Source organism: Streptomyces sp. NPDC057136, from assembly GCF_042670885.1.
Taxonomy (GTDB): Bacteria; Actinomycetota; Actinomycetes; order Streptomycetales; family Streptomycetaceae; genus Streptomyces.
The window spans coordinates 214,883-241,202 of record NZ_JBHUUV010000010.1 but is presented as its reverse complement, the minus strand read 5'-3'; the positions used below and the strand labels follow the sequence as shown (position 1 = coordinate 241,202).

Here is a 26,320-nt window from a genome sequence, read left to right as displayed (position 1 = left end):
CGTGGGCGGGGTGGGGGGTGCCTGCGGCGGGCTGTTCCCCTCCCCGCCCCTCCCCGCCCCTCCCCGCCCCTTCCCGTAACCGGGGCTCCGCCCCGGTTCCCGGTCCTCAAACGCCGGACGGGCTTGAAATTGCCCTGGCCCGGCAAGTCCAGCCTCGTCGGCGTTTGAGGCGCGGGGGCTGGGGCGGAGCCCCAGGCTCGGGGAGGGGCGGGTAGGAGGAAATGCCAAAGGGCCCGGCCGGAATCGCTCCGGCCGGGCCCTCGGCTGTGCTCGTTACTGCTGCTTGCGCAGGCGGAAGGTGAGGGACAGGCCCTCGTCCTCGAACGGGGTGCCGTATGTGTCGTCGGCCTCGCCCTCTGCGTAGTCCAGGGCCAGCACCTCGTCCGCGATCAGCGGCGTGTGCTCGGTCAGGGCCTCGACCGTGGCCGGGGACGTGGACGTCCAGCGGACCGCGATCCGGTCGGCCACGTCCAGGCCGCTGTTCTTGCGGGCCTCCTGGATCAGGCGGATCGCGTCACGGGCCAGGCCCGCGCGGCGGAGTTCGGGAGTGATCTCCAGGTCGAGGGCGACCGTCGCGCCCGAGTCGGACGCCACGGACCAGCCCTCACGCGGGGTCTCCGTGATGATGACCTCGTCGGGGGAGAGCGTGACCGTCTCGCCGTCCACCTCGACCGATGCGGTGCCCTCGCGCAGGGCCAGGGAGAGCGCGGCGGCGTCCGTGTCCGCGACGGCCTTCGCCACCGCCTGGACGCCCTTGCCGAACCGCTTGCCCAGCGCGCGGAAGTTCGCCTTCGCCGTCGTGTCGACCAGCGAGCCGCCGACCTCCGAGAGCGAGGCCAGGGAGGAGACGTTCAGTTCCTCCGTGATCTGGGCGCGCAGTTCCGGGGAGAGGGCCTCGAAGCCCGAGGCCGCGACCAGAGCCCTGGACAGCGGCTGACGGGTCTTGACGCCCGACTCCGCACGCGTCGCGCGGCCGAGCTCGACCAGGCGGCGTACCAGCGCCATGTGCGTGGAGAGTTCCGGGTCGATCGACGACAGGTCGGCCTTCGGCCACGAGGACAGGTGGACCGACTCGGGGGCGTCGGGGGTGACCGGGACGACCAGGTCCTGCCAGACCCGCTCGGTGATGAACGGGGTCAGCGGAGCCATCAGCCGTGTCACGGTCTCGATGACCTCGTGCAGGGTGCGCAGCGCGGCCTTGTCGCCCTGCCAGAAGCGGCGGCGCGAGCGGCGCACGTACCAGTTGGACAGGTCGTCCACGAACGCGGAGAGCAGCTTGCCGGCGCGCTGGGTGTCGTAACTCTCCAGAGCCTGCGTCATCTGGTCGACCAGGGCGTGGAGTTCGCTGAGCAGCCAGCGGTCCAGGACCGTGCGGTCCGCCGGTGCCGGGTCGGCCCCGGACGGCGCCCAGTCGGACGTGCGGGCGTACAGGGCCTGGAAGGCGACCGTGTTCCAGTAGGTGAGGAGCGTCTTGCGGACGACCTCCTGGATCGTGCCGTGGCCGACCCGTCGCGCGGCCCACGGCGAGCCGCCCGCAGCCATGAACCACCGCACCGCGTCGGCGCCGTGCTGGTCCATGAGCGGGATCGGCTGGAGGATGTTCCCCAGGTGCTTGGACATCTTGCGGCCGTCCTCGGCGAGGATGTGGCCCAGGCAGACCACGTTCTCGTACGACGACTTGTCGAAGACGAGCGTGCCGACCGCCATCAGCGTGTAGAACCAGCCGCGGGTCTGGTCGATGGCCTCCGAGATGAACTGCGCCGGGTAGCGGCTCTCGAAGATCTCCTTGTTCTGGTACGGGTAGCCCCACTGCGCGAACGGCATCGAACCCGAGTCGTACCAGGCGTCGATGACCTCGGGGACGCGGTACGCCTCCAGTTGGCAGTTCGCGTGGGTGCAGGTGAACGTGATCTCGTCGATGAACGGGCGGTGCGGGTCCAGGGCTGACTGGTCGGCGCCGGTGAGCTCGGTGAGTTCGGCGCGCGAGCCGACGCAGGTGAGGTGGTTGTCCTCGCAGCGCCAGATGGGCAGCGGGGTGCCCCAGTAGCGGTTGCGGGACAGCGCCCAGTCGACGTTGTTGTTCAGCCAGTCGCCGAAACGGCCGTTCTTGACCGACTCCGGGAACCAGTTGGTCTTCTCGTTCTCCTGGAGCAGCCGGTCCTTGACAGCCGTCGTGCGGATGTACCAGGACGGCTGCGCGTAGTAGAGCAGCGCGGTGTGGCAGCGCCAGCAGTGCGGATAGCTGTGTTCGTACGGGACATGGCGGAAGAGCTTGCCGCGGGCGTCCAGGTCGGCGGTGAGCGCTTCGTCGGCCTTCTTGAAGAAGACGCCGCCGACCAGCGGCAGGTCCTCCTCGAAGGTGCCGTCGGGGCGGACCGGGTTCACGACCGGGAGGCCGTAGGCGCGGCAGACGACGAGGTCGTCGGCGCCGAAGGCGGGGGACTGGTGGACCAGACCCGTACCGTCCTCGGTCGTGACGTACTCCGCGTTGACGACGTAGTGCGCCGGGGCGGGGAAGTCGACCAGGGCGAACGGGCGCTCGTACGTCCAGCGCTCCATCTCGCGGCCGGTGAAGGACTGGCCGGTGGTCTCCCAGCCCTCGCCGAGCGCCTTCTCCAGCAGCGGCTGCGCGACGACGAGCTTCTCCTCGCCGTTCGTCGCGACGACGTACGTGACGTCGGGGTGCGCGGCGACGGCGGTGTTGGAGACCAGCGTCCAGGGAGTGGTCGTCCAGACCAGCAGGGCGGCTTCGCCGGCCAGCGGGCCGCTCGTCAGCGGGAAGCGGACGAAGACGGAGGGGTCGACGACCGTCTCGTACCCCTGGGCCAGCTCGTGGTCGGAGAGGCCGGTGCCGCAGCGGGGGCACCAGGGGGCCACCCGGTGGTCCTGCACCAGGAGGTCCTTCTTGAAGATCTCCTTGAGCGACCACCACACGGAGTCGACGTACTGCGGGTCCATCGTGCGGTACGCGTCGTCGAGGTCGACCCAGTAACCCATGCGGGTCGTGAGCTCGGCGAAGGCGTCGGTGTGGCGGGTCACGGACTCACGGCACTTGGCGTTGAACTCGGCGATGCCGTACGCCTCGATGTCCTTCTTGCCGTTGAAGCCCAGTTCCTTCTCGACCGCGAGCTCGACCGGCAGACCGTGGCAGTCCCAGCCGGCCTTGCGGCCGACGTGGTAGCCCTGCATGGTGCGGAAGCGCGGGAAGACGTCCTTGAAGACGCGGGCCTCGATGTGGTGTGCCCCCGGCATGCCGTTGGCGGTCGGCGGGCCCTCGTAGAAGACCCACTCCGGGCGGCCCTCGGACTGTTCGAGGCTCTTGGCGAAGACCTTGCTGTCGCGCCAGAAGTCGAGCACTGCGTGCTCCAGAGCGGGCAGGTCGACCTGGGCGGGTACCTGGCGGTACTGCGGCGATGTCATGGGCGGGCTTCCTCCGGCGGACGTTTTCCACTTCCGTCGGAGGGACGAGAACCGTGCGGTTCCCGCGGTACCACCCTCCTTGGCCCCGGGCGTGGCGTCGCCCTTGGCCCCCTCATTGGGGTCGCGATGCCGGGTCTACTGGCCTTGCGGCGTTCTTCCGACGGCTCCGGGGTGATCTTCACGACGCGCTCGCCCCCGGGCTTCCACCGTCCCCGGGTCGCTCCTGGCTGCGTACGACGCTACTCGTCCCATCCACGCCTCTCGCTGGGGCCAGTGTACGGGCCCGTACGGCCGACGGCCGACCGGTTTAACCGCGGGGCGGGGCGTGACCCGAATGGCCAGATGGGGCCCGACGGAGTCCCGGCGGGCCCGCGAGAGCGGATTACCGGGCGGGGAGCTGGGAACAACGGAGGCAAGCGCGCCGCACCCGGGTACGGGGAGGGGCGAACGGGCGGCGTGCCCCGTTGCCGCGGGGCTGGGGTCGATTTATCGTCCCAGCACGATTCGCGAGCAAGATCACAATATGTGAAGGGGCCGCGGCCATGGTGGCGAAGAAGACCGCCGTATCGAGAACGGCGTCGGCGAGATCCACGGTGGCGGCAGCCGCGGGGACGACCGAGGAGACGACCGCAGGGACGGGGCCGGAGGCGGGCGGCGGGAAGGCATCGGCCGGGAAGGCCACGAAGAAGACGGCGAAGAAAGCGGTGAAGAAGGCCGCGAAGGCAGTGAAGAAGGCCGCGGTGAAGAAGACCGCTGCCGGGAAGCCACCCGCCAAGAAGGCGGCGACGGAGGCCGCAGCGGCCACGGAGGCGGCCGAGGCCGCCGAGCAGACGGGAGCCCACACGGTGGTAGCCAAGAAGAGCGCGAGCCGGACCACGGCAGCTGCCGGCAAGAGCGCGACAGCGGTGCCCCAGGCCCGTGTCGCCGCTGCGACGGCGCCGGGGGAGCTGGCGGTACGGCCCGGTGAGGACCCCTGGACGGCGGAGGAGGTCACCGAGGCGCGGACAGGGCTGTCCAGCGAGGTCATGCGGCTGCGCAGCGAACTGGAGGCGTCCGGCGCCGCGCTCGCCGGGCTGATGCGGGACTCCGGTGACGGGGCCGGTGACGACGACGCCGATACGGGCACCAAGAACATCACCCGCGAGCACGAGCTCTCCCTCGCCGCCAACGCCCAGGAGATGCTGGAGCAGAGCGAGCGCGCCCTCGCCCGGCTCGATGCGGGGACGTACGGACTGTGCGAGGTCTGCGGGAAGCCGATCGGCAAGGCGCGGATGCAGGCGTTCCCCCGGGCCACGCTGTGCGTGGAGGACAAGCAGAAGCAGGAGCGGCGCGGCTGAACGGCTGAGGTGTGTCGTACCCTCGTCCTCAGTCAGGCACCTAGGTTGAGGGACTCACGTGGCAGAGGCGGAGCGCATCATCGGTACGCCGGATATCCCTGATGCCGAGGGGGCTGACGGGGCAGAGGCCCAGCAGCCCGCCGAGGGCACGGACGCCGAGGGCACGGGCGGCGACGGCACGGGCGGCGGCAAGGGCAGGCGGAAGATCCTCATGCTCTTCGGCGTGGCCGTCTTCGCCTATCTGCTGGACCTGATCAGCAAGATGATCGTGGTGGCGAAGCTCGAGCACCAGGAGCCCATCGAGATCTTCGGTGACTGGCTGAAGTTCGACGCCATCCGGAACGCGGGCGCCGCGTTCGGTTTCGGCGAGGCGTTCACGATCATCTTCACCTTCATCGCGGCGGCGGTGATCGTGGTGATCGCCCGGCTGGCCCGCAAGCTCTACAGCCTGCCGTGGGCCATCGCTCTCGGGCTGCTGCTCGGCGGTGCGCTCGGCAACCTCACCGACCGCATCTTCCGCGCGCCGGGAGTCTTCGAGGGTGCGGTCGTCGACTTCATCGCCCCCGCGCACTTCGCCGTCTTCAACCTCGCCGACTCCGCGATCGTCTGCGGCGGCATCCTGATCGTGATCCTTTCCTTCAAGGGCCTGGACCCCGACGGCACCGTGCACAAGGACTAGCGGGCGCAAGGCATACTCGACAGGTGAGTACGCATCCCGAGGTCCGCACCCTGCCCGTACCCGATGGCCTGGAAGGCGAGCGTGTCGACGCCGCCATTTCCCGGATGTTCGGTTTCTCCCGCACGAAGGCCGCAGAGCTGGCAGCCGCCGGGAAGGTCCAGGTGGACGGTTCGGTGGCCGGGAAATCGGAGCGGGTGCACGGCGGTGCCTGGCTGGAAGTCGAGATGCCGCAGGCAGCCGCTCCCGTCCAGATCGTCGCCGAGCCCGTCGAAGGCATGGAGATCGTCCATGACGACGACGACATCGTCGTCATCATGAAGCCGGTCGGCGTGGCCGCCCACCCGAGCCCCGGCTGGACCGGCACCACGGTCATCGGCGGTCTCGCCGCTGCCGGGTACCGGATCTCGACGTCCGGCGCCGCGGAGCGCCAGGGCATCGTGCACCGGCTGGACGTGGGTACGTCCGGGCTGATGGTCGTCGCCAAGTCGGAGCGGGCCTACACGCTGCTCAAGGCGCAGTTCCGCGACCGCATCGTCGACAAGAAGTACCACGCGCTCGTCCAGGGTCACCCGGACCCGATGAGCGGGACGATCGACGCCCCCATCGGGCGCCACCCCAACCACGACTACAAGTGGGCGGTCACGGCCGAGGGCAAGCCCTCCGTCACGCACTACGACCTCATCGAGGCGTACCGCGCCGCCAGCCTCCTCGACATCAAGCTGGAGACGGGCCGCACCCACCAGATCCGGGTGCACATGTCCGCGCACCGCCACCCCTGTGTCGGGGACCTCACCTATGGCGCCGACCCGACGCTGGCCAAGCGCCTCGGCCTGACCCGGCAGTGGCTGCACGCCGTGCGCCTCGGCTTCGAGCACCCCTCCGACGGCAGCTGGGTCGAGTTCGCCAGCACCTACCCGGAGGACCTCCAGAAGGCCCTCGACACGATCGCGGCCGAGAGCGAATGAACGGCTCGCCCGCCGCGTACAGCACCCGAAGGGCTCTTGACGAGACCGACCTCGCGGCCTGTTACCAGGTCCGCAAGGACGTCTTCGTGGGCGAGCAGCAGGTGCCGGAGGAGCTGGAGTACGACTCCCTCGACGCCACCGCGGTCCATGTCCTCGCGGTCGCCGCGGACGGCTCCGCACTCGGTACGGGACGGCTGCTGCACGGCGCGGCGGCGGGCGACAGGACCGGCGGCGACCTCACCGTCGGCTCGCTGGGCCGGCTCGCGGTGACCCGGGCCGCGCGCGGCCTCGGCGTCGGTGCGGCGCTGGTGCGCGCCATCGAGGACGAGGCGAGCGCGCTCGGCCTGGCCGCCGTCGACCTGCATGCCCAGACCCATGCGCTCGGTTTCTACGAGCGGCTCGGGTATGTGGCGTACGGCCCCGAATTCCCCGACGCGGGGATCCCCCACCGGTCGATGCGCCGCGTTCTCTGACCGCTTTGTTCGGTGCCGATTTGTCCTCAATCTCCCCATAGCCTCAAGGGCATGGGGACCCCCTCGACGGGCCTGAACTGAGATCAGGGCGGAGTACGTGCAACGGACCGAAAGGCTCAGAGAGGTGCAGCGCGTGCAGCGGGAGATGATGTCGGCCGCCCGCCACGAGGTGCTTTTCGCCCGCAGCGAGCCGGGCGTCGACCCCGAGGTGGTGGACCGGGTGCTGCGGTTCCTGGACGTGCGGAGTCTGCACTGAGGCAGCCGTCCGGCGTCAGCCCCGGCCGGTACGCGGGGCCTTGCTGCCGCCCACCGTCTGCGCCCCTCCGGAGTCCCAGCCGTCCAGCGGGGCCGGCGTGGGCCACTGCTCGCCCGGAGGCAGCACCGCGGGCGAGGTCGCGATCCGCGGCAGCGCGTACGGATGGTGGTCGCGCAGCCAGGTGACGAGGTGTTCCCGTACGGCACAGCGCACCGTCCAGATGTCGTCCGCGTCCTTGGCGGTGACCACCGCACGCACCTGGATCGTCGAGGGGGTGGTGTCCGTGACGGCCAGCGACCAGTCGCGGCCGTCCCAGGCCGCGCACTCGCCGAGCACGGCGCGCAGCTGCTCGCGCATGGCGGCGACGGGCGCCGAGTGGTCGAGGTGGAAGAAGACGGTGCCGGTCATCTGCGCCCCGCCGCGCGACCAGTTCTCGAACGGTTTGCTGGTGAAGTACGACACAGGCATCGTGATCCGCCGCTCGTCCCAGGTCCGTACCGTGAGGAAGGTCAGCGTGATCTCGTCGATGGTGCCCCACTCGCCGTCGACCACCACCGTGTCGCCGATGCGCACCATGTCCCCGAAGGCGATCTGCAGCCCGGCGAAGAGGTTGCCCAGGGTCGACTGGGCGGCGACACCCGCGACGATGCCCAGCACACCGGCGGAGGCGAGCATCGACGTGCCGACCGTCCGCATCGCCGGGAACGTCAGCAGCATCGCCGCGACCGCGACGGTCGCCACGACGGCGATGACCACCCGCTGGATCAGCGTCACCTGCGTACGGACCCGGCGCACTCTGGCCGGATCGCGGGTGGCCGTCGCGTAGCGGGTGTACGACGCCTCGACGACCGTCGCCGCGCCCCGTACCACCAGCCAGGCCGACGCCCCGATCAGTACCAGGGTGAGGGCCTGGCCGATCCCGGCCCGGTGCTTCTGCACCAGGTCGAGCCGGGTGTGGGTGTAGCTGACGCCCAGCAGAGCGGTGCAGAGCACCAGTTGCAGCGGCAGCCGGCAGCGGCGCAGCAGACCCCACAGGGGGGTGTCCTGGTGCCTGCTGTCGGCGCGCCGGAGCAGCACATCGACCAGCCAGCCGACCAGCAGGGTGATCACCAGCACACCGCCGACGACGATCAGCGGGCGCAGCACGTTCTCCATCCCCTCGTCCTCCAAGCTCTCGGGCACAGCTGGCACCATGGCCTCATGAACATCATGCTTTTCCACTCGATGTACGGGCTGAGGCCCGCGGTGCACGCGGCTGCGGACCGACTGCGGTCCGCGGGGCACGTCGTGCGTGTGCCCGATCTCTTCGAGGGGCACACCTTTGATTCGGCCGAGGCAGGCATGGCCTTCAAGGAGCAGGTGGGCAAGGACGAACTGTTGCGGCGTGCCGTGCTGGCCGCCGCGCCCTACTCCGACCAGGGGCTCGTGTACGCGGGCTTCTCCTTCGGCGCGTCCACCGCGCAGACACTCGCCCTCGGTGACGCGAAGGCGCGCGGGCTGCTGCTGTTGCACGGCACCTCGGACATCGCGGAGAGCGCCTCGGTGGACGAGCTGCCCGTACAGCTGCATGTCGCCGATCCCGACCCGTTCGAGTCGCACGACTGGCTGACGTCCTGGTATCTCCAGATGCAGCGGACCGGCGCCGATGTGGAGGTCTACCGCTACCCGGGGGCCGGCCATCTGTTCACCGACCCGGAGCTGCCCGACTACGACGAAGCGGCGGCCGAGCAGACCTGGAAGGTCGCGCTGGGGTTTCTGGCCACGCTCTAGACGGTCCGTACGGACACGGCGAGGGCCCCGCGCGGGTGCGCGGGGCCCTCGTTCCGTACGGTGCCGGGCGGTCAGCCCGCGCGGTAGGCGGTCCAGTACTCGCTCATGCGCGACACCTGGCCCGTCGTGAACTGCGTCATGCAGGCGTCGTACGTGTAGTCCATGAAGTTGTGGATCGGGTCGATGCCGGCCTTGCTGGCGCAGCTGTCACGGCCGGTCGGGCACTCGTAGGCGGGGCTCTTCTCGGCCGGGGTGTCGGTGACGTAGTCGCCGTTTCCGTTACAGCCGCCCTGGAAGGTGTGGTACAGCCCCATCCAGTGGCCGACTTCGTGGGTGGCGGTGTCACCCTCGTCGTAGTTGGCAGCCGAGCCGCCCGGCAGCGAGGTGTCGAGGATGACCACACCGTCCATGGACGGGTTGGAGTTGTACGAGCTCGGGAAGGTCGCCCAGCCGAGCAGACCGCCGCCGAGGTTGGCGCTGTACACGTTGAGCGCGCCGGCGCCGCCCTGGCGGAGCGAGCTCTTCATGGCCTTCTCGGCCGTGGAGCCGGAGGTCAGGTTGTACCAGGAGGCGTTGTCCGTGTAGGTCGTCGCGGCGAGCGTGAAGCGGAAGCCGGAGTCGGTGTTGCCGGTTCCCGCGCCGCTGTAGGCGGCGTTGAGGACGTTGAGCTGGTTGGTGACCTGCGTCGCGCTGAGCTTGCCCGTCGTCCCGGAGTGGATGACGTGGAAGTAGACCGGGATCGTCGCCCCGGCCGCGAGGGCCGCGCCGTTGACGCGGCGGTCAGCCAGCTTCTTCTGGAGGTCCGCGTCCATGGCCTTGGCCTTGGCGGCGCTCACCTCGTTGGGCTCGGCGGCGTGGTCGGACCCGCCGGGGCGCGCCTCGCGGGCGGTCGCGCTCGCACCGGAGGGCTCCTCGCAATTCTCGGCGGACAGAGCCGTCGAGGGCGCGGCGACGGCGCTGCCCGGCGCGGCGGAGAGTGGAGCCAGCGCCAGAGTTCCAGCCAGTACGGCCGTGCTCAGTGCGTGACGGCGCAGTCGGGGCGATATGCGTACAAGAGCGCGCACGGTGACTCCTTGCGGACATGTGGGGGAGGTACTTCCTCACCCGCCGCCGGGAGATTACGTGGCCATGTCAGGTCTTGAAGAGAATCGATCAGGCCCAATCATTCGTTGCGCGTACCTGGGTAATAGGGAGAAAATCTGCGGTCTGTACCAGGGTTTGAGATAAGTACGTAACGTCTGGGGTTACCTCGACGGGTGGTGTGTCCGCATTCGGCCTGCGGTCCCCACCACCCGCCGTCACGACGTGACCCGTCCTTAACATGACGGCGGATGGCTTGAATTGATCGGTCAGCGCACCGGGCGGTCGGCCCGCTCGATTTTCTGGGTGCCACTGAGCGTCCGATAGGAGCGCACCCAGGACGAAGTGGCGTCCGGCTTCGTCTTGTCGGAGACCGCGTAGTAGTCCATCTGTGACCGTTCGGCGGTCACATCGAGGACGCCGTAGCCGTGCGAGTCCAGATCGACCCACTTCACATGGCGGTTGGCGGCCTTGACCGCCGCGGCCGCGACCAGCGAGACCGTCTGCGGCGCGACGTGCAGGATGTCGTCCAGATTGTCCGAGGTCACCGAGGTCACGACGAACTCCGTGGCCGCCGAGGCCGACAGCGGATACGTCGCCGCCCTCACCGGTACGTCATTGGCCCACGCCATGTGGATGTCGCCGGTCAGGAACACCGTGTTCCTGATGGCCCGGTCCCGCAGATGCGCGATCAGTTCCCTGCGGTCGTCCGTGTAGCCGTCCCACTGGTCCACGTTGACGGCCAGGCCCTCCCCGGGCAGCCCGAGCAACTCCGCGAGCGGCGCCAGCAGATGGGCCGGCAGCGCGCCGAACGCGACAGGCGAGATCATCACCGACGTGCCGACCAGCTGCCAGGCGGCGTCCGATCCCGCGAGGCCCGACTTCAGCCAGTCCAGCTGCGCCCGGCCGGTGAGGGAGCGCTCCGGGTCGTCCACCGCGCCGTTGCCGATGGATGCCTGCTCCGAGCGGAAGCTGCGCAGATCGAGCAGATGCAGATCGGCGAGTGCGCCGAAGCGCAGACGCCGGTAGACGGTGCCCTCGGTGGAGGCGCGGACCGGCATCCACTCGAAGTACGCCTGCTTCGCCGCCGCCACCCGGGCGGCCCAGGACCCCTCGGTTCCCGGTGTGTGATTCTCGGCGCCGCCCGCCCAGGCGTCGTTGGCGAACTCGTGGTCGTCCCAGATCGCGATCACCGGATGGGTGGCGTGCAGGGACCGGAGATCGGGGTCCGTCTTGTACTTCCCGTGCCGGGTGCGGTAGTCGGCGAGGGTGAGGATCTCGTGGGCGGGCTCGTGCTGCCGTACGCCATCGGCCTCGGCCGGATACGCCCCCGACGCGTACTCGTATATGTAGTCGCCGAGATGCAGTACCGCGTCGAGGTCGGCGCGGGCGGCGAGATGGCGGTACGCGGAGAACCAGCCGGACTCCCAGTTGGCGCACGACACCACGCCGAACCGCACACCGGGGACGGCCGCACCGGCGGCGGGCGCCGTACGGGTGCGGCCGACGGGGGAGAGGACCTGCTCCCCCTCGCCCGCCGCGAAGCGGAAGAAATACGCCGTGGCCGGACGCAGCCCGCGCACATCGGCCTTGACGGTGTGGTCGGACGCGGCGCCCGATACGACCGTGCCCCGAGCGGCGATCCGGGTGAAGGCGGCGTCCTCGGCCACCTCCCAGCGCACGGCCGTACCGGCGCCGCGGCCCGAACCGGGCACCGCGTCCGCGGTGGGGGTGATGCGGGTCCACAGGAGGATGCCGTCGGGCAGCGGGTCACCGGAGGCGACGCCGTGCAGGAAGGCCGGGGCTTCAGCGGCCCGGGCGCTGGTGGCGGTGGCGAGGACGGGGGCGGCGACCGCGGTGGCGGCGGCGGCCCTGACGACCGTACGGCGGGTGGGCGAGGAGAATTGTCGACTGGTCACGGGTGATCACCCTACTGACCGGTATGGCGCCCTGGCAGACGAACGGGCGGGCGAACAAAGGAAGTTCGCCCGCCCGTCGGGAAATCGCCGCCCGGAATTACGTCCCTGGCGCCTGATGCACCGGGAGTTCTCCGGTTACGCCTTGAGTGCCTTGGTGATCGCGGCGTTGAACTCGGCCACTGTCATCGGCGCGTTCTTGCTGCCCTCGGCGGTGACGGTCTTGCCGTCCATCTTCAGCGTCGGCGTGCCCTCCACGCCGCTCTTGTCGAACGCCTTGGACATCTTCATCGCCCAGGCGTCGTACGTGCCGTCCTCGACGTCCTTCTCGAACGCCGCGTTGCCCTTCAGCGCGTCCACCGAGTTCGCCACCTCGATCAGGAAGCTGTCCTTGGCGAATTTGTCCTCGGTCTCCTGCGGGTGGTACTTCGCCGAGTAGAGCGCGGCCTTGTAGTCCATGAAGGCTTCGGGGCTGACATTGAGCGCCGCACCCAGCGCGCTCAGGGCGTTCTTCGAGCCCTCGCCGTTGTCGGAGTTGTCGATGAAGGTCGCACCGACGTACTTGACCTTGTACTTGCCGGCGTCGACGTCCTTCGCCACGGTCTCGCCGACCGTCTGCTCGAAGGTGGCGCAGATCGGGCAGCGCGAGTCCTCGTACAGCTCCAGGGTCTTCTTGGCGGTCGACTTGCCGACGACGACCGTCGTGCCGTCGTCGCCGGAGGTGTTCTTCGGCGCGGTGACGTTCTTCGCGTCCGCGGCAGCCTCCCAGGCGGAGGGCTTGTTCAGCTGCATCACGCCGTAACTGACGCCGCCCGCGATCGCCAGCACGGCGACCACCGAGACGCCCACGACGATCTGCTTGCGTGCCTTGTCCTTCTTGGCCTGGCGCTCCCGCTCGGCGCGCAGTCGATCGCGGGCCGCTGCCTTGTTCGCCTGGGTGTTGCGCTTGCTCATGGTGGTTCTCCGTGGGTGCGTGGTGTCGTGAGTGGGGGACGTGCGTGCTCAGGCGCAGGCCGAGCGCGGTGGTCCCCTCCGTCCCACGGAGTGCCCCAGGAGGCGGGCCGGGAAGAGCGGGTGCGGGTGCCCCGCGGGGAGCGTGTCGCGGCGTACGGAGCGGCGGGCGGTGCCCACCACGGCGAACGCGACCAGCAGCGGACGGAACGCGACCGCGGCCGCCGCGCGGAGCAGCCCCGCGAGCGCGGCCTCGCCGCGGCTCAGCCAGGCGGCGGCCAGCAGGCCCACGGTCACGTGGGCGGCGAGCAGCAGCCACGGCACCAGGGGATCGGGCGACGCCAGCAGGGCGGCCGCACGGTCGCCCGCGCCCGTCACCCCGGCCAGCGGGGTGCCGACCGCGCCGACACCGGCCAGCCGGGCCGAACCCGCGCCGGCCTCGCCGCCACCGCACAGGACGTCCAGACCCACGGAGCGCAGCGGCCCCGCGATCGGGCCGCCCGCCGCTCCGTAACAGAGGTGCTGTCCGGTGGTGAACACCGTGTCGGCGGCCAGCTCCAGCGGGACCACCACCCCCGCGATGGCCCCGAAGCCGCGCTCGCGGCCGGCCAGCGCGAAGGCCACCGCGAAGACGCCGACGGCCAGCGGGGCGACCACGGTCAGTGGCAGCGGTACCCGGGACAGCAGCACATGGGACGCAGCGGAGAGCGTCACGACGAGCGCTGTGAAAAGCGCCGCGCGAACCGTTCTGAGCTGCGTCCCTGATACGTCCATCGTCGAGGAGTGTCCCATGTGAACCTGTAAGTGATCCTTAAAATCGCCTGTGCGTGTGGGCAGCCTTACAGGCCCGGGATGCTTACAGGCCGGGGATGCGGCCGTTGCGGAAGAGATCCACGAAGATCTGGTGATCGGCGCGGGCCCGTGCCCCATAACTGTGGGCGAAGTCCACGAGCAGGCCGGCGAAGCCCTCCTCGTCGGCCGCGATCGCGGCGTCGATCGCCCGCTCCGTGGAGAACGGCACCAGGGAGTGCCCGCTCTCGTCGTCCGCCGCCGAGTGCATCGTCGCCGTGGCCCGGCCGAGGTCGGCGACGACCGCGGCGATCTCCTCCGGCTCGTCGATGTCGGACCAGTCCAGGTCCACCGCGTACGGCGAGACCTCGGCGACGAGCTGTCCCGAGCCGTCCAGCTCGGTCCAGCCGAGCCACGGGTCGGAGTGCGCCTGGAGGGCGCGCTGCGAGATGACAGTGCGGTGGCCCTCGTGCTGGAAGTAGTCCCGCACGGCCGCGTCGGTGATGTGCCGGGAGACGGCCGGGGTCTGCGCCTGCTTGAGGTAGATCACCACATCGTTCTCCAGGGCGTCGCTGTTGCCCTCCAGAAGGATGTTGTACGAGGGCAGCCCGGCCGATCCGATGCCGATGCCGCGCCGGCCCACGACGTCCTTCACCCGATAGGAGTCGGGGCGGGACAGGCTCGACTCCGGCAGCGTCTCCAAATAGCCGTCGAACGCGGCCAGCACCTTGTACCGGGTCGCCGCGTCCAGGTCGATCGCACCGCCGTCGGCGGCGAACCGGCGCTCGAAGTCCCGGATCTCCGTCATCGAGTCCAGCAGCGAGAACCTGGTCAGGGAGCGGGCGTCGCGCAGCGCGTCCAGCAGCGGGCCGTCGGCGGTGTCCAGTGTGAAGGGCGGCACCTCGTCGTTCTTCGCGCCCGTCGCCAGGGCGTGGATGCGCTCCCGGTAGGCGGCGGCGTAGACGCGGACGAGCTCGGTGATCTGGTCGTCGCTCAGCGCCTTCGCGTAACCGATCAGGGCGACGGAGGCGGCGAAGCGCTTGAGGTCCCAGGTGAAGGGGCCGACGTACGCCTCGTCGAAGTCGTTCACGTTGAAGACCAGCCGGCCGTTGGCGTCCATGTACGTGCCGAAGTTCTCCGCGTGCAGATCGCCGTGAATCCACACCCGGCCGGTGCGCTCGTCCAGATACGGACCGGCGTGCAGCTCCCGCGCCAGGTCGTCGTAGAACAGGCCGGCCGTGCCCCGGTAGAACGCGAAGGCCGAGCCCGCCATCTTCCGGAACTTGACCCGGAAGGCAGCCGGATCGGCGGCCAGCAGCTCACCGAATGCGGTGTCGAAAACGGCGAGAATCTGCTCCCCGCGCTGCGCTGCGCCGGTCTGCGTTTCCGACATCTCTTGGTGCCTCCTGCTGCATGGCGTTCATGACAAATGGGACGGGTGTTTCCGCCCCCTTCAACGCGCGACCGTACCCGGGAGTGCCCCTCGGTTGTCACTGCGGAGACGTAGACTTCCACGCTGTCCCCCCAACCCGTCATCGTCAGCCCTCCCGTCACCAGACCACCGCCCCTCATCGAGGCGCCTTCGCGCCGCACCCACTAATCGGAGGCCCAGCGCCGTGACCAAGCCGCCCTTCACGCACCTTCACGTCCACACCCAGTACTCGCTGCTGGACGGTGCCGCGCGGCTCAAGGACATGTTCGAGGCGTGCAATGAGATGGGCATGTCGCACATCGCGATGACGGACCACGGCAACCTGCACGGTGCGTACGACTTCTTCCATTCGGCGAAGAAGGCGGGTGTGACACCGATCATCGGGATCGAGGCGTATGTCGCGCCCGAGTCGCGCAAGCACAAGCGCAAGGTCCAGTGGGGGCAGCCGCACCAGAAGCGCGACGACGTGTCCGGTTCGGGTGGTTATACCCATAAGACGATCTGGGCGTCGAACAGGACCGGGCTGCACAACCTCTTCCGGCTGTCCTCGGACGCGTATGCCGAGGGCTGGCTCCAGAAGTGGCCCCGCATGGACAAGGAGACCATCTCCCAGTGGTCCGAGGGTCTGATCGCGTCCACCGGGTGCCCCTCCGGTGAGGTGCAGACCCGGCTGCGGCTCGGCCAGTTCGACGAGGCGGTCCAGGCGGCCTCGGACTACAAGGACATCTTCGGCGAGGGCAAGTACTTCCTGGAGCTGATGGACCACGGCATCGAGATCGAGCGCCGGGTCCGCGACGGGCTGCTGGAGATCGGCAAGAAGCTCGACATCCCGCCGCTCGTGACGAACGACTCGCACTACACCTACGCCGGCGAGGCCACGGCGCACGACGCGCTGCTCTGCATCCAGACAGGCAAGAACCTCTCCGACCCGGACCGCTTCCGCTTCGACGGCACCGGCTACTACCTCAAGACCACCGACGAGATGTACGGCGTCGACTCCTCCGACGCCTGGCAACAGGGCTGCGCGAACACCCTGCTGGTCGCCCAGCAGATCGACACCTCCGGGATGTTCGAGGCGAAGAACCTGATGCCGAAGTTCGAGATCCCGGAGGGCTACACCGAGATCACCTGGTTCCAGGAAGAGGTCCGGGTCGGCATGAACCGCCGCTTCCCGGGCGGGGTCCCCGACGACCGGCAGAAGCAGGCCGAGTACGAGATGGACATCATCATCCAGATGGGGTTCCCGGGGTACTTCCTCGTCGTCGCCGACTTCATCATGTGGGCCAAGAACCAGGGCATCGCGGTCGGCCCCGGACGAGGCTCGGCGGCCGGCTCGATCGTGTCGTACGCCATGGGCATCACCGACCTCGACCCGATCGAGCACGGGCTGATCTTCGAGCGGTTCCTGAACCCCGAGCGCGTCTCCATGCCCGACGTCGACATCGACTTCGACGAGCGCAGGCGCGTCGAAGTCATCCGGTACGTGACCGAGAAGTACGGCGCCGACAAGGTCGCCATGATCGGCACCTACGGAAAGATCAAGGCCAAGAACGCGATCAAGGACTCCGCCCGCGTCCTCGGCTACCCGTACGCCATGGGTGACCGGCTCACCAAGGCCATGCCCGCCGACGTCCTCGGCAAGGGCATCGACCTCAACGGCATCACCGACCCCAAGCACCCGCGCTACAGCGAAGCGGGCGAGATCCGGGGGATGTACGAGAACGAGCCGGACGTCCGCAAGGTCATCGACACCGCGAAGGGCGTCGAGGGCCTGGTCCGGCAGATGGGCGTGCACGCCGCAGGCGTCATCATGTCCAGCGAGCCGATCGTCGACCACGCCCCGATCTGGGTGCGGCACACCGACGGCGTCACCATCACGCAGTGGGACTACCCGCAGTGCGAGTCGCTCGGCCTGCTGAAGATGGACTTCCTGGGCCTGCGGAACCTGACCATCATGGACGACGCCGTCAAGATGGTGGAGGCCAACAAGGGCGTCAAGCTCGACCTGCTCTCCCTCCCGCTGGACGACCCCAAGACGTACGAACTGCTCTGCCGCGGTGACACGCTCGGTGTGTTCCAGTTCGACGGCGGCCCGATGCGTTCGCTGCTGCGCCAGATGCAGCCCGACAACTTCGAGGACATTTCCGCAGTCTCGGCCCTGTACCGGCCGGGCCCGATGGGAATGAACTCGCACACGAACTACGCCGAGCGGAAGAACGCCCGCCAGGAGATCACTCCGATCCACCCGGAGCTGGAGGAGCCTCTCAAGGAGGTCCTCGGCCTCACCTACGGCCTGATCGTCTATCAGGAGCAGGTACAGAAGGCCGCGCAGATCGTCGCCGGATACTCACTCGGCGAAGCCGACATCCTGCGCCGCGTGATGGGCAAGAAGAAGGCCGACGAGCTGGAGAAGAACTTCGTTCTCTTCGAGGCGGGTGCCAAGAAGAAGAACTTCTCCGACGCGGCGATCAAGGCGCTGTGGGACGTCCTGGTCCCCTTCGCCGGATACGCGTTCAACAAGGCGCACTCCTCTGCGTACGGCCTGGTCACCTACTGGACGGCGTACCTCAAGGCGAACTACCCGGCCGAGTACATGGCGGGGCTGCTCACGTCCGTGAAGGACGACAAGGACAAGTCCGCGGTCTATCTCAACGAGTGCCGGCGCATGGGCATCAAGGTGCTGCCGCCCAATGTGAACGAGTCCGTGTCCAACTTCGCCGCCCAGGGCGACGACGTGATCCTCTTCGGTCTGACCGCCATCCGTAACGTCGGCCAGAACGTCGTGGACTCGATCATCAAGACCCGCAAGGCGAAGGGGAAGTACAGCTCCTTCCCCGACTTCCTCGACAAGGTCGAGGCGATCGTCTGCAACAAGCGCACCGTCGAATCACTCATCAAGGCCGGCGCCTTCGACGAGATGGGCCACACCCGCAAGGGCCTCGTCGCCCACCACGAGCCGATGATCGACAACGTGGTCCAGGTCAAGCGCAAGGAGGCCGAGGGGCAGTTCGACCTCTTCGGCGGCATGGGCGAGGAGGAGACCGACGAGCCCGGCTTCGGGCTCGACGTGGAGTTCTCCGACATCGAGTGGGAGAAGTCCTACCTGCTCGCGCAGGAACGCGAAATGCTCGGCCTGTACGTCTCCGACCACCCGCTCTTCGGTATCGAGCACGTGCTGTCCGACAAGTCGGATGCCGCGATCTCCCAGCTCACCGGCGGTGAACACGCGGACGGCGCGATCGTCACCATCGGGGGCATCATCTCCGGCCTCCAGCGGAAGATGACCAAGCAGGGCAACGCCTGGGCGATCGCCACCGTCGAGGACCTCGCGGGCTCCATCGAGTGCATGTTCTTCCCCGCCACGTACCAGCTGGTCTCCACCCAGCTCGTGGAGGACACCGTCGTCTTCGTCAAGGGGCGCCTCGACAAGCGCGAGGACGTGCCGCGCCTGGTCGCCATGGAGATGCAGGTCCCCGACGTCTCGTCGGCCGGGACCAACGCACCGGTCGTGCTGACCATCCCGACGGTCAAGATCACCCCGCCGATGGTCAGCCGCCTCGGCGAGGTCCTCAGCAGCCACCGCGGCGACACCGAGGTACGGATCAGGCTCCAGGGCCCCCGTAAGACCACCGTGCTCCGGCTCGACCGGCACCGGGTGAAGCCGGACCCCGCGCTCTTCGGTGACCTGAAGGTCCTGCTCGGCCCGTCCTGCCTGGCCGGCTGAGACTCCTGCGGTCGTACGAGAGGGGGGGCCCCCGCAAGCGGGGGGCCCCACACGGCGGGTGGGCCGGGGGGCGGGCCCGGGATTGTCCCGGCCGTTGTGGGGGCCGCGGGGGCCCCTGCGGGGCGGGCGGCCCCCCCCGCGCCGGGCGGGCGCCCCCGGGGGGGGCGCCCCGGGGGGGCCCCCCCCCCCCGGGGGCCCCCCCCTCTCGGCTGTTCGGCCTGCGGCCGGACCGGGAATGGACCGGTCAGTTGTGGCCGAAGCGCCGCTGGTGCTTACGCGCAACATCAGAGGGGCTGCCCTGAGGCTGCGACTGAGGGGCGTTCTGTGCCTCGAAGGACGAGGACTTCGCGTCCTGCGCACTACGCTCCGCCGTGGACGCGGCGCGATCCTGCTGGGTGCCCTGCTTGCGGTTCTTGTTCTTGGCCATGGTGTTCCTCCTATGGGGACTCTCGGGGCCAGGACCGCTGTCAGACTCACATAGCGCAGCAAACACCGCATTTTGGATCATTACCGTGCGTAGTGGAAGTGGTGTGTTGCACCGTTTTCCCGATCCGCCACGCCGATGATCGAGTTCCGGACGTTAACCCCCGCGTGGTCGGGCAGACTCCAAGGAAACCCTGAGTAAGCAGGCCCACCCCTCACGACCGGGCCCGCAGAAAACCGTTCCCGAATTCTTGGAAGAGGGTGGAACGCGTGGACCGTTGCGTCGTCCTGGTGGACGCCGGTTATTTGCTGGGCGCAGCCGCGAGTCTGCTGGCCGGGGAGCCCGCCCGTTCCCGCATCACCGTCGACCACACGGCCCTGATCCAGGGCCTGCGCGAACGCGCGGAGGCGGACACCCAGCAGCCCCTGCTCCGGATCTACTGGTTCGACGGCGCCCCCGATCGCGTACCGCAGCCGGAACACCGCAGACTCCGGGTGATGCCCCGCGTGACCGTCCGGCTGGGGGCGCTCACCCGTAGTGACGGACGCTGGGCGCAGAAGGGGGTCGACGCGGCGATGCACGCCGAGCTCACCGAGCTCGCCAGGAACCGCGCCTGCTCCGACGTGGTGCTCGTGACCGGCGACGGCGACCTGCTGCCCGGGCTGATGTCGGCGAAGGAACACGGGGTGGCCGTCCACCTGTGGGCCGTCCAGGCCGCCGACGGCGACTACAACCAGTCCGAGGACCTGGTCGCGGAGGCCGACGAACGGCGGGTGCTGGACCGGGCCTGGATCACCAAGGCCGTACGGGCCAAGGAGATCGGCGGCATCTGCGCGCCGCCGCCGGTCCCGCGCCCCGAGATCGCCGCGATCCTTTCCGCGCCCCTCCCCGAAGCCGCGCTGGCGGCCTCCGCGGAACGGGCCTCCGAGGCCCAGGCCGCCGCCGCGCGCAACGGCGCCTCCGCACCCGCCGACCAGGACACCGACGCCCCGTCAGGCCCCGGCCACCGGGGCGTCCCCACGCCCAAGGACCTGGCGAGCCTGCGCGGGCCCGGCAGCCAGGCGGCGCAGCACCCGGCCCCGCCGGCGCCCGCCAACGCCACCCTCCGGTGGTCGTCCGACAAGGGCTGGGTCGAGCGCGGCGGACCGCTCGGCGAACCGGCCGAGACGGCCTCGTTGCCGACGCTCGCCCAGCTCACCAGCGCGGAGCAGCGCTGGGCGGACCGGGAGGAGGACATCACGACCGTCGGCGGCGACCCGTTCGAGGTCGGCCAGGTCTTCGCCCGCCGGTGGATGGAGCGGCTGCCGGAGACCGTCCACGTCCAGAAGCTGTCGACCATGTACCCGCGCATCCCGCACCGGATCGACGGCGAACTCCTGCGGTACGCGGCGCGGTTCGGTCTGCTCGCCCACAAGGACGACCAGATCGACGAGCACGACCGCTATGCCATCCGGGCGGGCTTCTGGCGCGAGATCGACGTACGGGCTGCCGCGGAGCACACGCCCGTCGCGGAGTAGTGGCCGGGGCGTCCGCGGCTCTGTGGAAGCGGAGTGCCCGGTCCGTACGGGGCCGCCCGGCGCACGCAGTCGTGTCCGGGCCGGTGCGACCCCGGGCGCAATCCGGGGCATCCGACCCCGTACCCTCGTACCTCGTGAGTACGGGCACAGCACAGGCGCAGACCGGGACCGGGACCGTGTGCGCGGTGCGTGATCTGGTCAAGACCTATCCCGCCGTCCGCGGCCGCCGAGGCGCGGCAGCCACCCCCGAGGTGCGCGCCACCGACGGGATCAGCCTCGATGTCCGGCAGGGCGAGATCTTCGGTCTGCTCGGCCCCAACGGTGCGGGCAAATCCACGCTGGTGCGTCAGCTCACCGGACTGATGCGGCCCGACTCCGGCAGTGTGGAGGTGCTGGGGCACGACCTCGTGCGCCACCCCGAGCGGGCCTCCCGGCTGATCGGCTACCTCGGGCAGGAATCCACCGCCCTCGACGAGCTGACCGTCTCCCTCGCCGCCGAGACGACCGGGCGGCTGCGCGGCCTCCCGGTCCGCGAAGCGCGTGCCGCGCGCGATGCCGTGCTCGAAGAGCTGGGACTCACCGAGCTTGCCGGGCGCCCCCTGAAGAAGCTGTCCGGCGGTCAGCGGCGGCTCGCCTGCTTCGCCGCGACGCTGGTCGGGGAACGCCCCGTCCTGGTGCTGGACGAACCCACGACCGGTATGGACCCCGTCGCCCGGCGTGCCGTCTGGGCCGCCGTCGACCGGCGCCGGGCCGAGCGGGGCGCCACGGTGCTGCTCGTCACCCACAACGTGATCGAGGCCGAGATGGTGCTCGACCGGGTCGCCGTACTGGAACGGGGCAAGGTCATCGCCTGCGACACCCCCCACGGGCTCAAGGAGCAGGTGGCGGGAGAGGTCCGCGTCGAGCTGGTCTGGCGCGAGCGGGCCCCCCTGGACGTACCCGAGGTGGCGGCGTTGCGCGGGTCCGCCACGGAGTCCGGGCGGCGCTGGGTGCTGCGGCTGGCGCCCGACGAGGCGCGGGCGGCGGTGGCCGCGGTGACCGGCGGGGCGGCGTTCGCCGCACTCGACGACTTCACGCTGGCCACGCCCAGCCTGGAGGACGTCTATCTGGCGCTCGGCGGGGACGCGGTCAGGGCGACCGAGGGACTGGTGAAGGCGTGAACGTGCACGTATCTCAGGTATCTAAGGGGAGCAGCGCCAGGTGACGAGCATCGTTCGCGCGGAGGCGGCTACGGCTACGGAGACGGGGGCGGAAGCGGGGGCGGTGCCCGGACAGTTCCGGACCGGTCCGTCCGGTGCCTCCGCCGCGGCGCCGGCGCCGCTGGCCCCGCGGGCCAAGCTGCTGCCCGCGCTCGCCGCCGTGTACCGGGCTCAGCTCTCGCGGGCGCGGGTCGCCCGGATTCCGCTGCTGTTCGTGGCGACCTTCCAGTCCATCGGGATCATGGTCCTGATGCGCGGGGTCGTGGACGGGGGGTCCGAGGCGCGGGCCGTCGTCGCCGGGTCCAGCGTGCTGGTAGTGGCCTTCGTCGCGCTGAACCTGCTCGCCCAGTACTTCGGCCAGTTGCGCGCCAGTGGCGGACTCGACCACTACGCCACGCTGCCCGTGCCGCCGGCCGCGGTGGTGCTGGGGGCGGCGGGGGCGTACGCGTCCTTCACCGTGCCCGGCACGATTGTGACGGCCGTGACCGGCAGCGTGCTCTTCCAGCTGCCGATGACCCATCTGTGGGTGCTCGTCGCCGTGGTGCCGCTCTCCGGGGCGGCGCTGGCCGGTCTCGGGGCGGCGCTGGGGCTGCTGGCGCCGCGCCAGGAACTCGCGACGCTGCTCGGGCAACTGGGCATGTCCGCCGCGTTGCTGCTGGGCGTGCTGCCGGCCGACCGGCTGCCGCAGCCGGTCGGGTGGGCGCGCGACCTGCTGCCCTCGACGTACGGGGTGGAGGCCCTCGCGCGGTCCTTCGACGCGCACCCGGACTGGCCGGTCATCGCTCTGGACCTCGCGGTGTGCGCGGTGGTGGGGGTGCTGTCGCTGGCGGCGGCTACGTGGGCGTACCGGCGGGCGGCGGTTCGGTAGCGGGTGGGTGTGGCGTGCAGTGGGTGGCGGGTGGCCGGGCGGGATCGGCGGAATCGGTCCGGTGAGGCGCCGCACAGGGGCACCTGGCACGATGGCACGGTGACCGCACCTCTGACGCCGCCGCACCAGCCCTCTTCCAACGATCCGTGGCAGACGCCGCCGTCGGGGGCCTCACCGGCGCCCGCCCACAAGCCGTTGTACGGCCAGGAACTGGCGACGGAGTTGCGGCAGGCCGTCGTGATCACCGCCGTGCTCACGGTTGCGGGTGTGCTGCTCGGGCTGCTGTGGCTGTGGCTGGCGCCCCGGGTGCCGCTGATCTCCGACGACACGGCGGTCTTCCTGAAGAACAGTGAGAGCGAGGAGGCGGTGGGGGCGGACGGCACGTTCGTGCTGCTGGCGCTCGCGTTCGGGGTCGTGGCCGCCTCCGCCGTGTTCTTCTACCGGCGCCGCGGGGGCATCCTGCTGGTGGCCGGGCTGGCGCTCGGCGGTCTGCTCGGGTCGCTGCTGGCCTGGGGGATCGGTGTCTGGTTCGGACCTTCGTCGGATGTGGTCGCGCGGGCGCGGGAGGTCGGCAAGGGTGTCACCTTCGATGCGCCGCTGGAGCTGCACGCCACGGGGGTGGTGCTGGCGTGGCCGATCGTGGCGATGCTGGTGCATTTGGGGCTGACGACGTTGTTCGCTCCGCGGGATCCTGAGCCGGAGTGGGTTTCTGAGGCGCCTTGGGGTCCCGAGGGTCCTGAGGGTCCTGAGGGTTCCGGGGCGGGGGCCGGGGAGTCGATGCGGCCTTAGTCGTGCGGGTGTCGTAGCCGTGCGGGTGGGGTGGGGCGGGGCGCCTGCGGCGGGCTTGTTCCCCTACCCTTCCCCAAGCTCTCAACTTCGTTCGAGCAGGGGAGACCCCACTCTTCCCGAACCCGGGGCTCCGCCCCGGACCCCGGTCCTCAAGCGCCGGACGGGCTGACTGCATGCCCTCAAGCGCCGGGCGGGCTGGGGGTGGCCGGGCTGTGGCGTGGCGGGACGTTGGGTTGGGCGTGGCGGGGCCGTGGGTTGGGGTGTGGCGGGGCCGTAGGCAGGTGCCCTTGCGGCCGGGCGGGCCGAAGGATTTCTGGCGAGTGCCAGGTCGGCTGACGGCTTCGGTGTCTGGGCGGTGGGTTATTCGCGGCCGATCGGGGCGAATACCGCGTTCGTCAGCGTTGCCAGGTCCGTGGCCGTCAGTTCTACCTCCAGGCCCCGGCGGCCCGCCGAGACGCAGATGGTCGGGTGGGACCGGGCCGAGGCGTCCAGGACCGTGCGCAGGCGCTTGCGTTGGCCCAGGGGGGAGATTCCGCCTCGTACGTAGCCCGTTGTGCGTTCCGCCGCCGTCGGGTCCGCCATCGTGGCCCGTTTGCCGCCCACCGCCGATGCCAGGGCCTTCAGGTCCAGGGAGCCGGCCACCGGGACCACCGCTACGGTCAGTTCGCCGTCCACGTCGGCCACCAGGGTCTTGAACACGCGGTCCGGGGAGACGCCGAGGGCCTGTGCCGCCTCCTCGCCGTAGGACTGGGACGACGGGTCGTGCTCGTAGGCGTGGACGGTGTAGGCGGTGCCCGCCGCGGTCAGGGCGACCGTGGCCGGGGTGCCGCCCTGCTGATTCTTCGGCTTCTTCGCCACGGGGCAGGGTCCTCGGCTCAGTTGGGGTGCGTGGGAGCCCGGGTCAGTTCCACCGCGGGCAGCGACGGCAGATGCCGGATGACCGCCGTCTCCTGCCGCAGGAGGGTCAGTTCCTCGCGCAGCCGGGTCGCGGTGTCCGGGGCCTGGAGCAGACGCTGCTTCGACGGGATGTCGAGTACGGCCGCGGCGGCCACCAGGTACGAGACCACCGACGGGTCGTCGGGGAGATCCGCTCCGGTGGTCAGGGACCGTTCGCTGGCACCCGCGAGCCGCTTCTGGTAGCTGCGGAACGCCCGCAGGACGCCCTCGGCGAGCGCGCCGGCCTCCTCGGCCCCCTTCGTCTCGCCGCTCTCCTCGTCGCCCGGCTCCTCGGTCAGCTCTTCGACCTCGGCCGTCAGATAGGGGCCGCTCGCGTCGACGGAGAGCAGCTTGACCCTGACCGTGCCGGTGGCCAGGATCTCGAAGCTCCCGTCGGCACGCTCACGGATCTTCGCGGCGTCCGCGACACAGCCGACCCGGTGGAAGGACTGGATCGGGTCGGGTCCGAAGCCGTCGGCCGGTGCACGGTCGACGGGGACGGACGCGGTGAGGCTGTCCGGCATCCCGGTGGCCGTCGGAGCGATTTCGCGGCCGTCGCGGATCGCGACCACGACGAAGCGGCGCGCTTCGTCCTCGTCTGTCTGCAGCAGCGCGCGCATCATGGCGCGATAACGCTCCTCGAAAACGTTGAGCGGCAGCACGAGGCCGGGAAACAGCACCGCGTTGAGCGGGAAGAGGGGGAGGCGAGCGGTGGTCACAACGGTCAAGCGTAATGGCCACGCGCGCGGCTGCGGCCGTCCCGGTTGCGTAAGGGGGTCACGGAGGCCACCTGGAGCCGTGCGCCGTCCCTCGCGTCGAGGAACTGACCGAGCGGATCGTCGGACACCGAGGACCACGGGAACGAGGTGGCGTGCGGTCCGACCAGCCGGAATTGTTCCAGGGCCTCGTCCCAGCGACCGCGCACCACGAGCACGTACGCCAACAGGTTGCGCGTCTCGGCCGGCCAGAGATCACCGGGCCGGTACGTGGCGGAGAGCCTGATCGCGAGATCGGCGGCGGCATCGATCCGCTCCACCTGCACCGGGCTGGTCCGCGCGGCGAGCTTTGTGTCGAGCAGCAGGGCGAAGGCCGCCCGTAGCGGCAACGCCTGCACCAGCGAGTCGGGCAGCGCGTCCTCGGCCGCCTGCTCGGCGAAGTCGAAGCACTCGCGGTGCGAGCCGTACCAGGCGGCGGAGAGGTACTGGAGGGCAGCGACATGGCAGCCGTAGTGGTGCGGGGAGCGCCGTATGGCCTGCTCCCACAGGGCCTCGAACGCGGTGTGCGTGGCGTGCGTACCGCGGGCGTGGTCCAGGGCGAGCCGCCAGGGCACCGGGTCGCCCGGCTGGGCCTCGGCCGCCGCCGAGATCAGCGGGCCCACCTCGCGCAGCCGCTCGGCGCGGGCGGGCGACTCCCAGGCCCGGCGGACGGCCAGCCCGGCCTTGACGAGCAGTGCGTCCGGGTCACGAGGGGCGGCGGTCAGCCAGTCGGCGAGCCAGCCGTCGCGGCTGTGCGCGAAGGTGACCAGGCGGGTGAGGCAGCGGTCGCGGGTCTCCCACTCGGCGCCCTCCCTGGTGGCGGCGAGCAGTTCGGCGGCGGGTTCGTACGCGCCGAGGGCGGCGGCCACCAGCGCGGGGGACAGCCGCTCGTCGGGGGCGTCGAGCAGCACCGCGTCATCCACGGGCATCCCGGCGGACAGCTCGGGGCTGTGCCGGATCATGCGCGTGGTGCTGAGCAGAGCGCGAAGGAATGACATGGTGCAGACCATTGAAAAGCGCTGGTGAGAGGTGCGCCAGAG

21 protein-coding genes and 1 pseudogene are annotated in these 26,320 nt (G+C 70.3%); 11 read left to right on the top strand and 11 right to left on the bottom strand.

Annotated features, from left to right (window positions below):
• Positions 1–273: 273 nt before the first annotated feature.
• Entirely contained in the window at positions 274–3,420 is a 3,147-nt protein-coding gene (gene ileS / locus ACFT7S_RS15885; RefSeq protein WP_382731877.1) for an isoleucine--tRNA ligase, read from the bottom strand.
• A 542-nt stretch (positions 3,421–3,962) separates the two neighbouring features.
• Between ileS and ACFT7S_RS15880 the strand changes: the two genes are divergently transcribed.
• From ACFT7S_RS15880 to ACFT7S_RS15860, 5 genes and pseudogenes are all read left to right on the top strand, one after another.
• On the top strand, positions 3,963–4,757 hold the full coding sequence (locus tag ACFT7S_RS15880) for a TraR/DksA family transcriptional regulator (RefSeq protein ID WP_382731874.1): 795 nt from the start codon (positions 3,963–3,965) through the stop codon (positions 4,755–4,757).
• 58 nt (positions 4,758–4,815) lie between these two features.
• Positions 4,816–5,436 carry a signal peptidase II gene (gene lspA / locus ACFT7S_RS15875; RefSeq protein WP_382731871.1) on the top strand — a complete coding sequence of 207 codons (621 nt, stop codon included), beginning with the start codon at positions 4,816–4,818 and terminating at the stop codon, positions 5,434–5,436.
• A 23-nt stretch (positions 5,437–5,459) separates the two neighbouring features.
• Positions 5,460–6,401: an RluA family pseudouridine synthase gene (locus ACFT7S_RS15870; RefSeq protein WP_382731868.1), complete on the top strand. Its 942-nt coding sequence runs from the start codon at positions 5,460–5,462 to the stop codon at positions 6,399–6,401.
• Positions 6,398–6,874 carry a GNAT family N-acetyltransferase gene (locus ACFT7S_RS15865; RefSeq protein ID WP_382731865.1) on the top strand — a complete coding sequence of 159 codons (477 nt, stop codon included), beginning with the start codon at positions 6,398–6,400 and terminating at the stop codon, positions 6,872–6,874. Before ACFT7S_RS15870 ends, ACFT7S_RS15865 begins: the two co-directional genes overlap by 4 nt.
• A 79-nt stretch (positions 6,875–6,953) precedes the next feature.
• Positions 6,954–7,130, top strand: a pseudogene (locus tag ACFT7S_RS15860) (Na+/H+ antiporter); the annotation flags it as partial.
• A gap of 15 nt (positions 7,131–7,145) precedes the next feature.
• On the opposite strand, the gene ACFT7S_RS15855 reads toward ACFT7S_RS15860, so the two are convergent.
• A complete protein-coding gene (locus ACFT7S_RS15855) occupies positions 7,146–8,285 on the bottom strand; it encodes a mechanosensitive ion channel family protein (protein WP_382731902.1) in 1,140 nt (379 codons plus the stop codon).
• Positions 8,286–8,330: 45 nt separating this feature from the next.
• On the opposite strand from ACFT7S_RS15855, the gene ACFT7S_RS15850 reads away from it, so the two are divergent.
• Complete coding sequence (locus ACFT7S_RS15850; protein WP_382731862.1) at positions 8,331–8,900, top strand: dienelactone hydrolase family protein; 570 nt, start codon at positions 8,331–8,333, stop codon at positions 8,898–8,900.
• A gap of 71 nt (positions 8,901–8,971) precedes the next feature.
• Here ACFT7S_RS15850 and ACFT7S_RS15845 read toward each other — a convergent pair whose 3' ends face one another.
• The 5 genes from ACFT7S_RS15845 to ACFT7S_RS15825 form a co-directional block, all read right to left on the bottom strand.
• Positions 8,972–9,964 (bottom strand): zinc metalloprotease, encoded by a 993-nt coding sequence (locus ACFT7S_RS15845; protein WP_382731860.1) that lies wholly within the window; start codon positions 9,962–9,964, stop codon positions 8,972–8,974.
• A 285-nt stretch (positions 9,965–10,249) separates the two neighbouring features.
• Positions 10,250–11,899: an alkaline phosphatase D family protein gene (locus ACFT7S_RS15840; RefSeq protein WP_382731857.1), complete on the bottom strand. Its 1,650-nt coding sequence runs from the start codon at positions 11,897–11,899 to the stop codon at positions 10,250–10,252.
• 135 nt (positions 11,900–12,034) lie between these two features.
• On the bottom strand, positions 12,035–12,850 hold the full coding sequence (locus ACFT7S_RS15835) for a DsbA family protein (protein ID WP_382731855.1): 816 nt from the start codon (positions 12,848–12,850) through the stop codon (positions 12,035–12,037).
• A gap of 48 nt (positions 12,851–12,898) precedes the next feature.
• A complete protein-coding gene (locus ACFT7S_RS15830) occupies positions 12,899–13,621 on the bottom strand; it encodes a hypothetical protein (RefSeq protein ID WP_382731852.1) in 723 nt (240 codons plus the stop codon).
• Positions 13,622–13,703: 82 nt separating this feature from the next.
• Positions 13,704–15,029, bottom strand: coding sequence for a DUF2252 domain-containing protein (locus ACFT7S_RS15825; RefSeq protein ID WP_382731849.1), 1,326 nt, complete (start codon positions 15,027–15,029; stop codon positions 13,704–13,706).
• Positions 15,030–15,252: 223 nt separating this feature from the next.
• On the opposite strand from ACFT7S_RS15825, the gene dnaE reads away from it, so the two are divergent.
• Entirely contained in the window at positions 15,253–18,792 is a 3,540-nt protein-coding gene (gene dnaE, locus ACFT7S_RS15820; protein ID WP_382731847.1) for a DNA polymerase III subunit alpha, read from the top strand.
• 244 nt (positions 18,793–19,036) lie between these two features.
• Here the strand turns inward: dnaE and ACFT7S_RS15815 are convergent, their stop codons facing one another.
• Positions 19,037–19,219, bottom strand: coding sequence for a hypothetical protein (locus ACFT7S_RS15815; RefSeq protein ID WP_382731845.1), 183 nt, complete (start codon positions 19,217–19,219; stop codon positions 19,037–19,039).
• Positions 19,220–19,476: 257 nt separating this feature from the next.
• Between ACFT7S_RS15815 and ACFT7S_RS15810 the strand changes: the two genes are divergently transcribed.
• The 4 genes from ACFT7S_RS15810 to ACFT7S_RS15795 all read left to right on the top strand — a co-directional run bounded on the left by ACFT7S_RS15810 (position 19,477) and on the right by ACFT7S_RS15795 (position 23,589).
• Positions 19,477–20,733: an NYN domain-containing protein gene (locus ACFT7S_RS15810; RefSeq protein WP_382731843.1), complete on the top strand. Its 1,257-nt coding sequence runs from the start codon at positions 19,477–19,479 to the stop codon at positions 20,731–20,733.
• Between the two features lie 176 nt (positions 20,734–20,909).
• Entirely contained in the window at positions 20,910–21,893 is a 984-nt protein-coding gene (locus ACFT7S_RS15805) for an ABC transporter ATP-binding protein (protein WP_382731899.1), read from the top strand.
• 40 nt (positions 21,894–21,933) lie between these two features.
• Positions 21,934–22,800 carry an ABC transporter permease gene (locus ACFT7S_RS15800; RefSeq protein ID WP_382731841.1) on the top strand — a complete coding sequence of 289 codons (867 nt, stop codon included), beginning with the start codon at positions 21,934–21,936 and terminating at the stop codon, positions 22,798–22,800.
• Between the two features lie 99 nt (positions 22,801–22,899).
• Positions 22,900–23,589 carry an ABC transporter permease gene (locus ACFT7S_RS15795; protein WP_382731840.1) on the top strand — a complete coding sequence of 230 codons (690 nt, stop codon included), beginning with the start codon at positions 22,900–22,902 and terminating at the stop codon, positions 23,587–23,589.
• Positions 23,590–23,949: 360 nt separating this feature from the next.
• On the opposite strand, the gene ybaK is transcribed toward ACFT7S_RS15795, so the two are convergent.
• Genes ybaK through ACFT7S_RS15780 form a run of 3 tightly spaced genes read right to left on the bottom strand, consistent with a single transcriptional unit; the run spans position 23,950 to position 26,290 of the window.
• Complete coding sequence (ybaK, locus tag ACFT7S_RS15790; protein ID WP_382731837.1) at positions 23,950–24,447, bottom strand: Cys-tRNA(Pro) deacylase; 498 nt, start codon at positions 24,445–24,447, stop codon at positions 23,950–23,952.
• Between the two features lie 17 nt (positions 24,448–24,464).
• A complete protein-coding gene (locus ACFT7S_RS15785) occupies positions 24,465–25,244 on the bottom strand; it encodes an LON peptidase substrate-binding domain-containing protein (protein WP_382731834.1) in 780 nt (259 codons plus the stop codon).
• Positions 25,245–25,249: 5 nt separating this feature from the next.
• Entirely contained in the window at positions 25,250–26,290 is a 1,041-nt protein-coding gene (locus ACFT7S_RS15780) for a hypothetical protein (RefSeq protein ID WP_382731832.1), read from the bottom strand.
• Between the last annotated feature and the right edge of the window lie 30 nt (positions 26,291–26,320).

Excerpts from the sequence above, each read along its gene's own strand:
- ACFT7S_RS15825 (WP_382731849.1), bottom strand. The coding sequence starts at position 15,029 with ATGTCGGAAACGCAGACCGGCGCAGCGCAGCGCGGGGAGCAGATTCTC.
- ACFT7S_RS15850 (WP_382731862.1), top strand. The coding sequence starts at position 8,331 with ATGAACATCATGCTTTTCCACTCGATGTACGGGCTGAGGCCCGCGGTG.
- ACFT7S_RS15865 (WP_382731865.1), top strand. The coding sequence starts at position 6,398 with ATGAACGGCTCGCCCGCCGCGTACAGCACCCGAAGGGCTCTTGACGAG.
- ACFT7S_RS15830 (WP_382731852.1), bottom strand. The coding sequence starts at position 13,621 with ATGGACGTATCAGGGACGCAGCTCAGAACGGTTCGCGCGGCGCTTTTC.
- ACFT7S_RS15855 (WP_382731902.1), bottom strand. The coding sequence starts at position 8,285 with ATGGAGAACGTGCTGCGCCCGCTGATCGTCGTCGGCGGTGTGCTGGTG.
- ACFT7S_RS15780 (WP_382731832.1), bottom strand. The coding sequence starts at position 26,290 with ATGGTCTGCACCATGTCATTCCTTCGCGCTCTGCTCAGCACCACGCGC.
- ACFT7S_RS15835 (WP_382731855.1), bottom strand. The coding sequence starts at position 12,850 with ATGAGCAAGCGCAACACCCAGGCGAACAAGGCAGCGGCCCGCGATCGA.
- ileS (WP_382731877.1), bottom strand. The coding sequence starts at position 3,420 with ATGACATCGCCGCAGTACCGCCAGGTACCCGCCCAGGTCGACCTGCCC.
- ACFT7S_RS15880 (WP_382731874.1), top strand. The coding sequence starts at position 3,963 with ATGGTGGCGAAGAAGACCGCCGTATCGAGAACGGCGTCGGCGAGATCC.
- ACFT7S_RS15815 (WP_382731845.1), bottom strand. The coding sequence starts at position 19,219 with ATGGCCAAGAACAAGAACCGCAAGCAGGGCACCCAGCAGGATCGCGCC.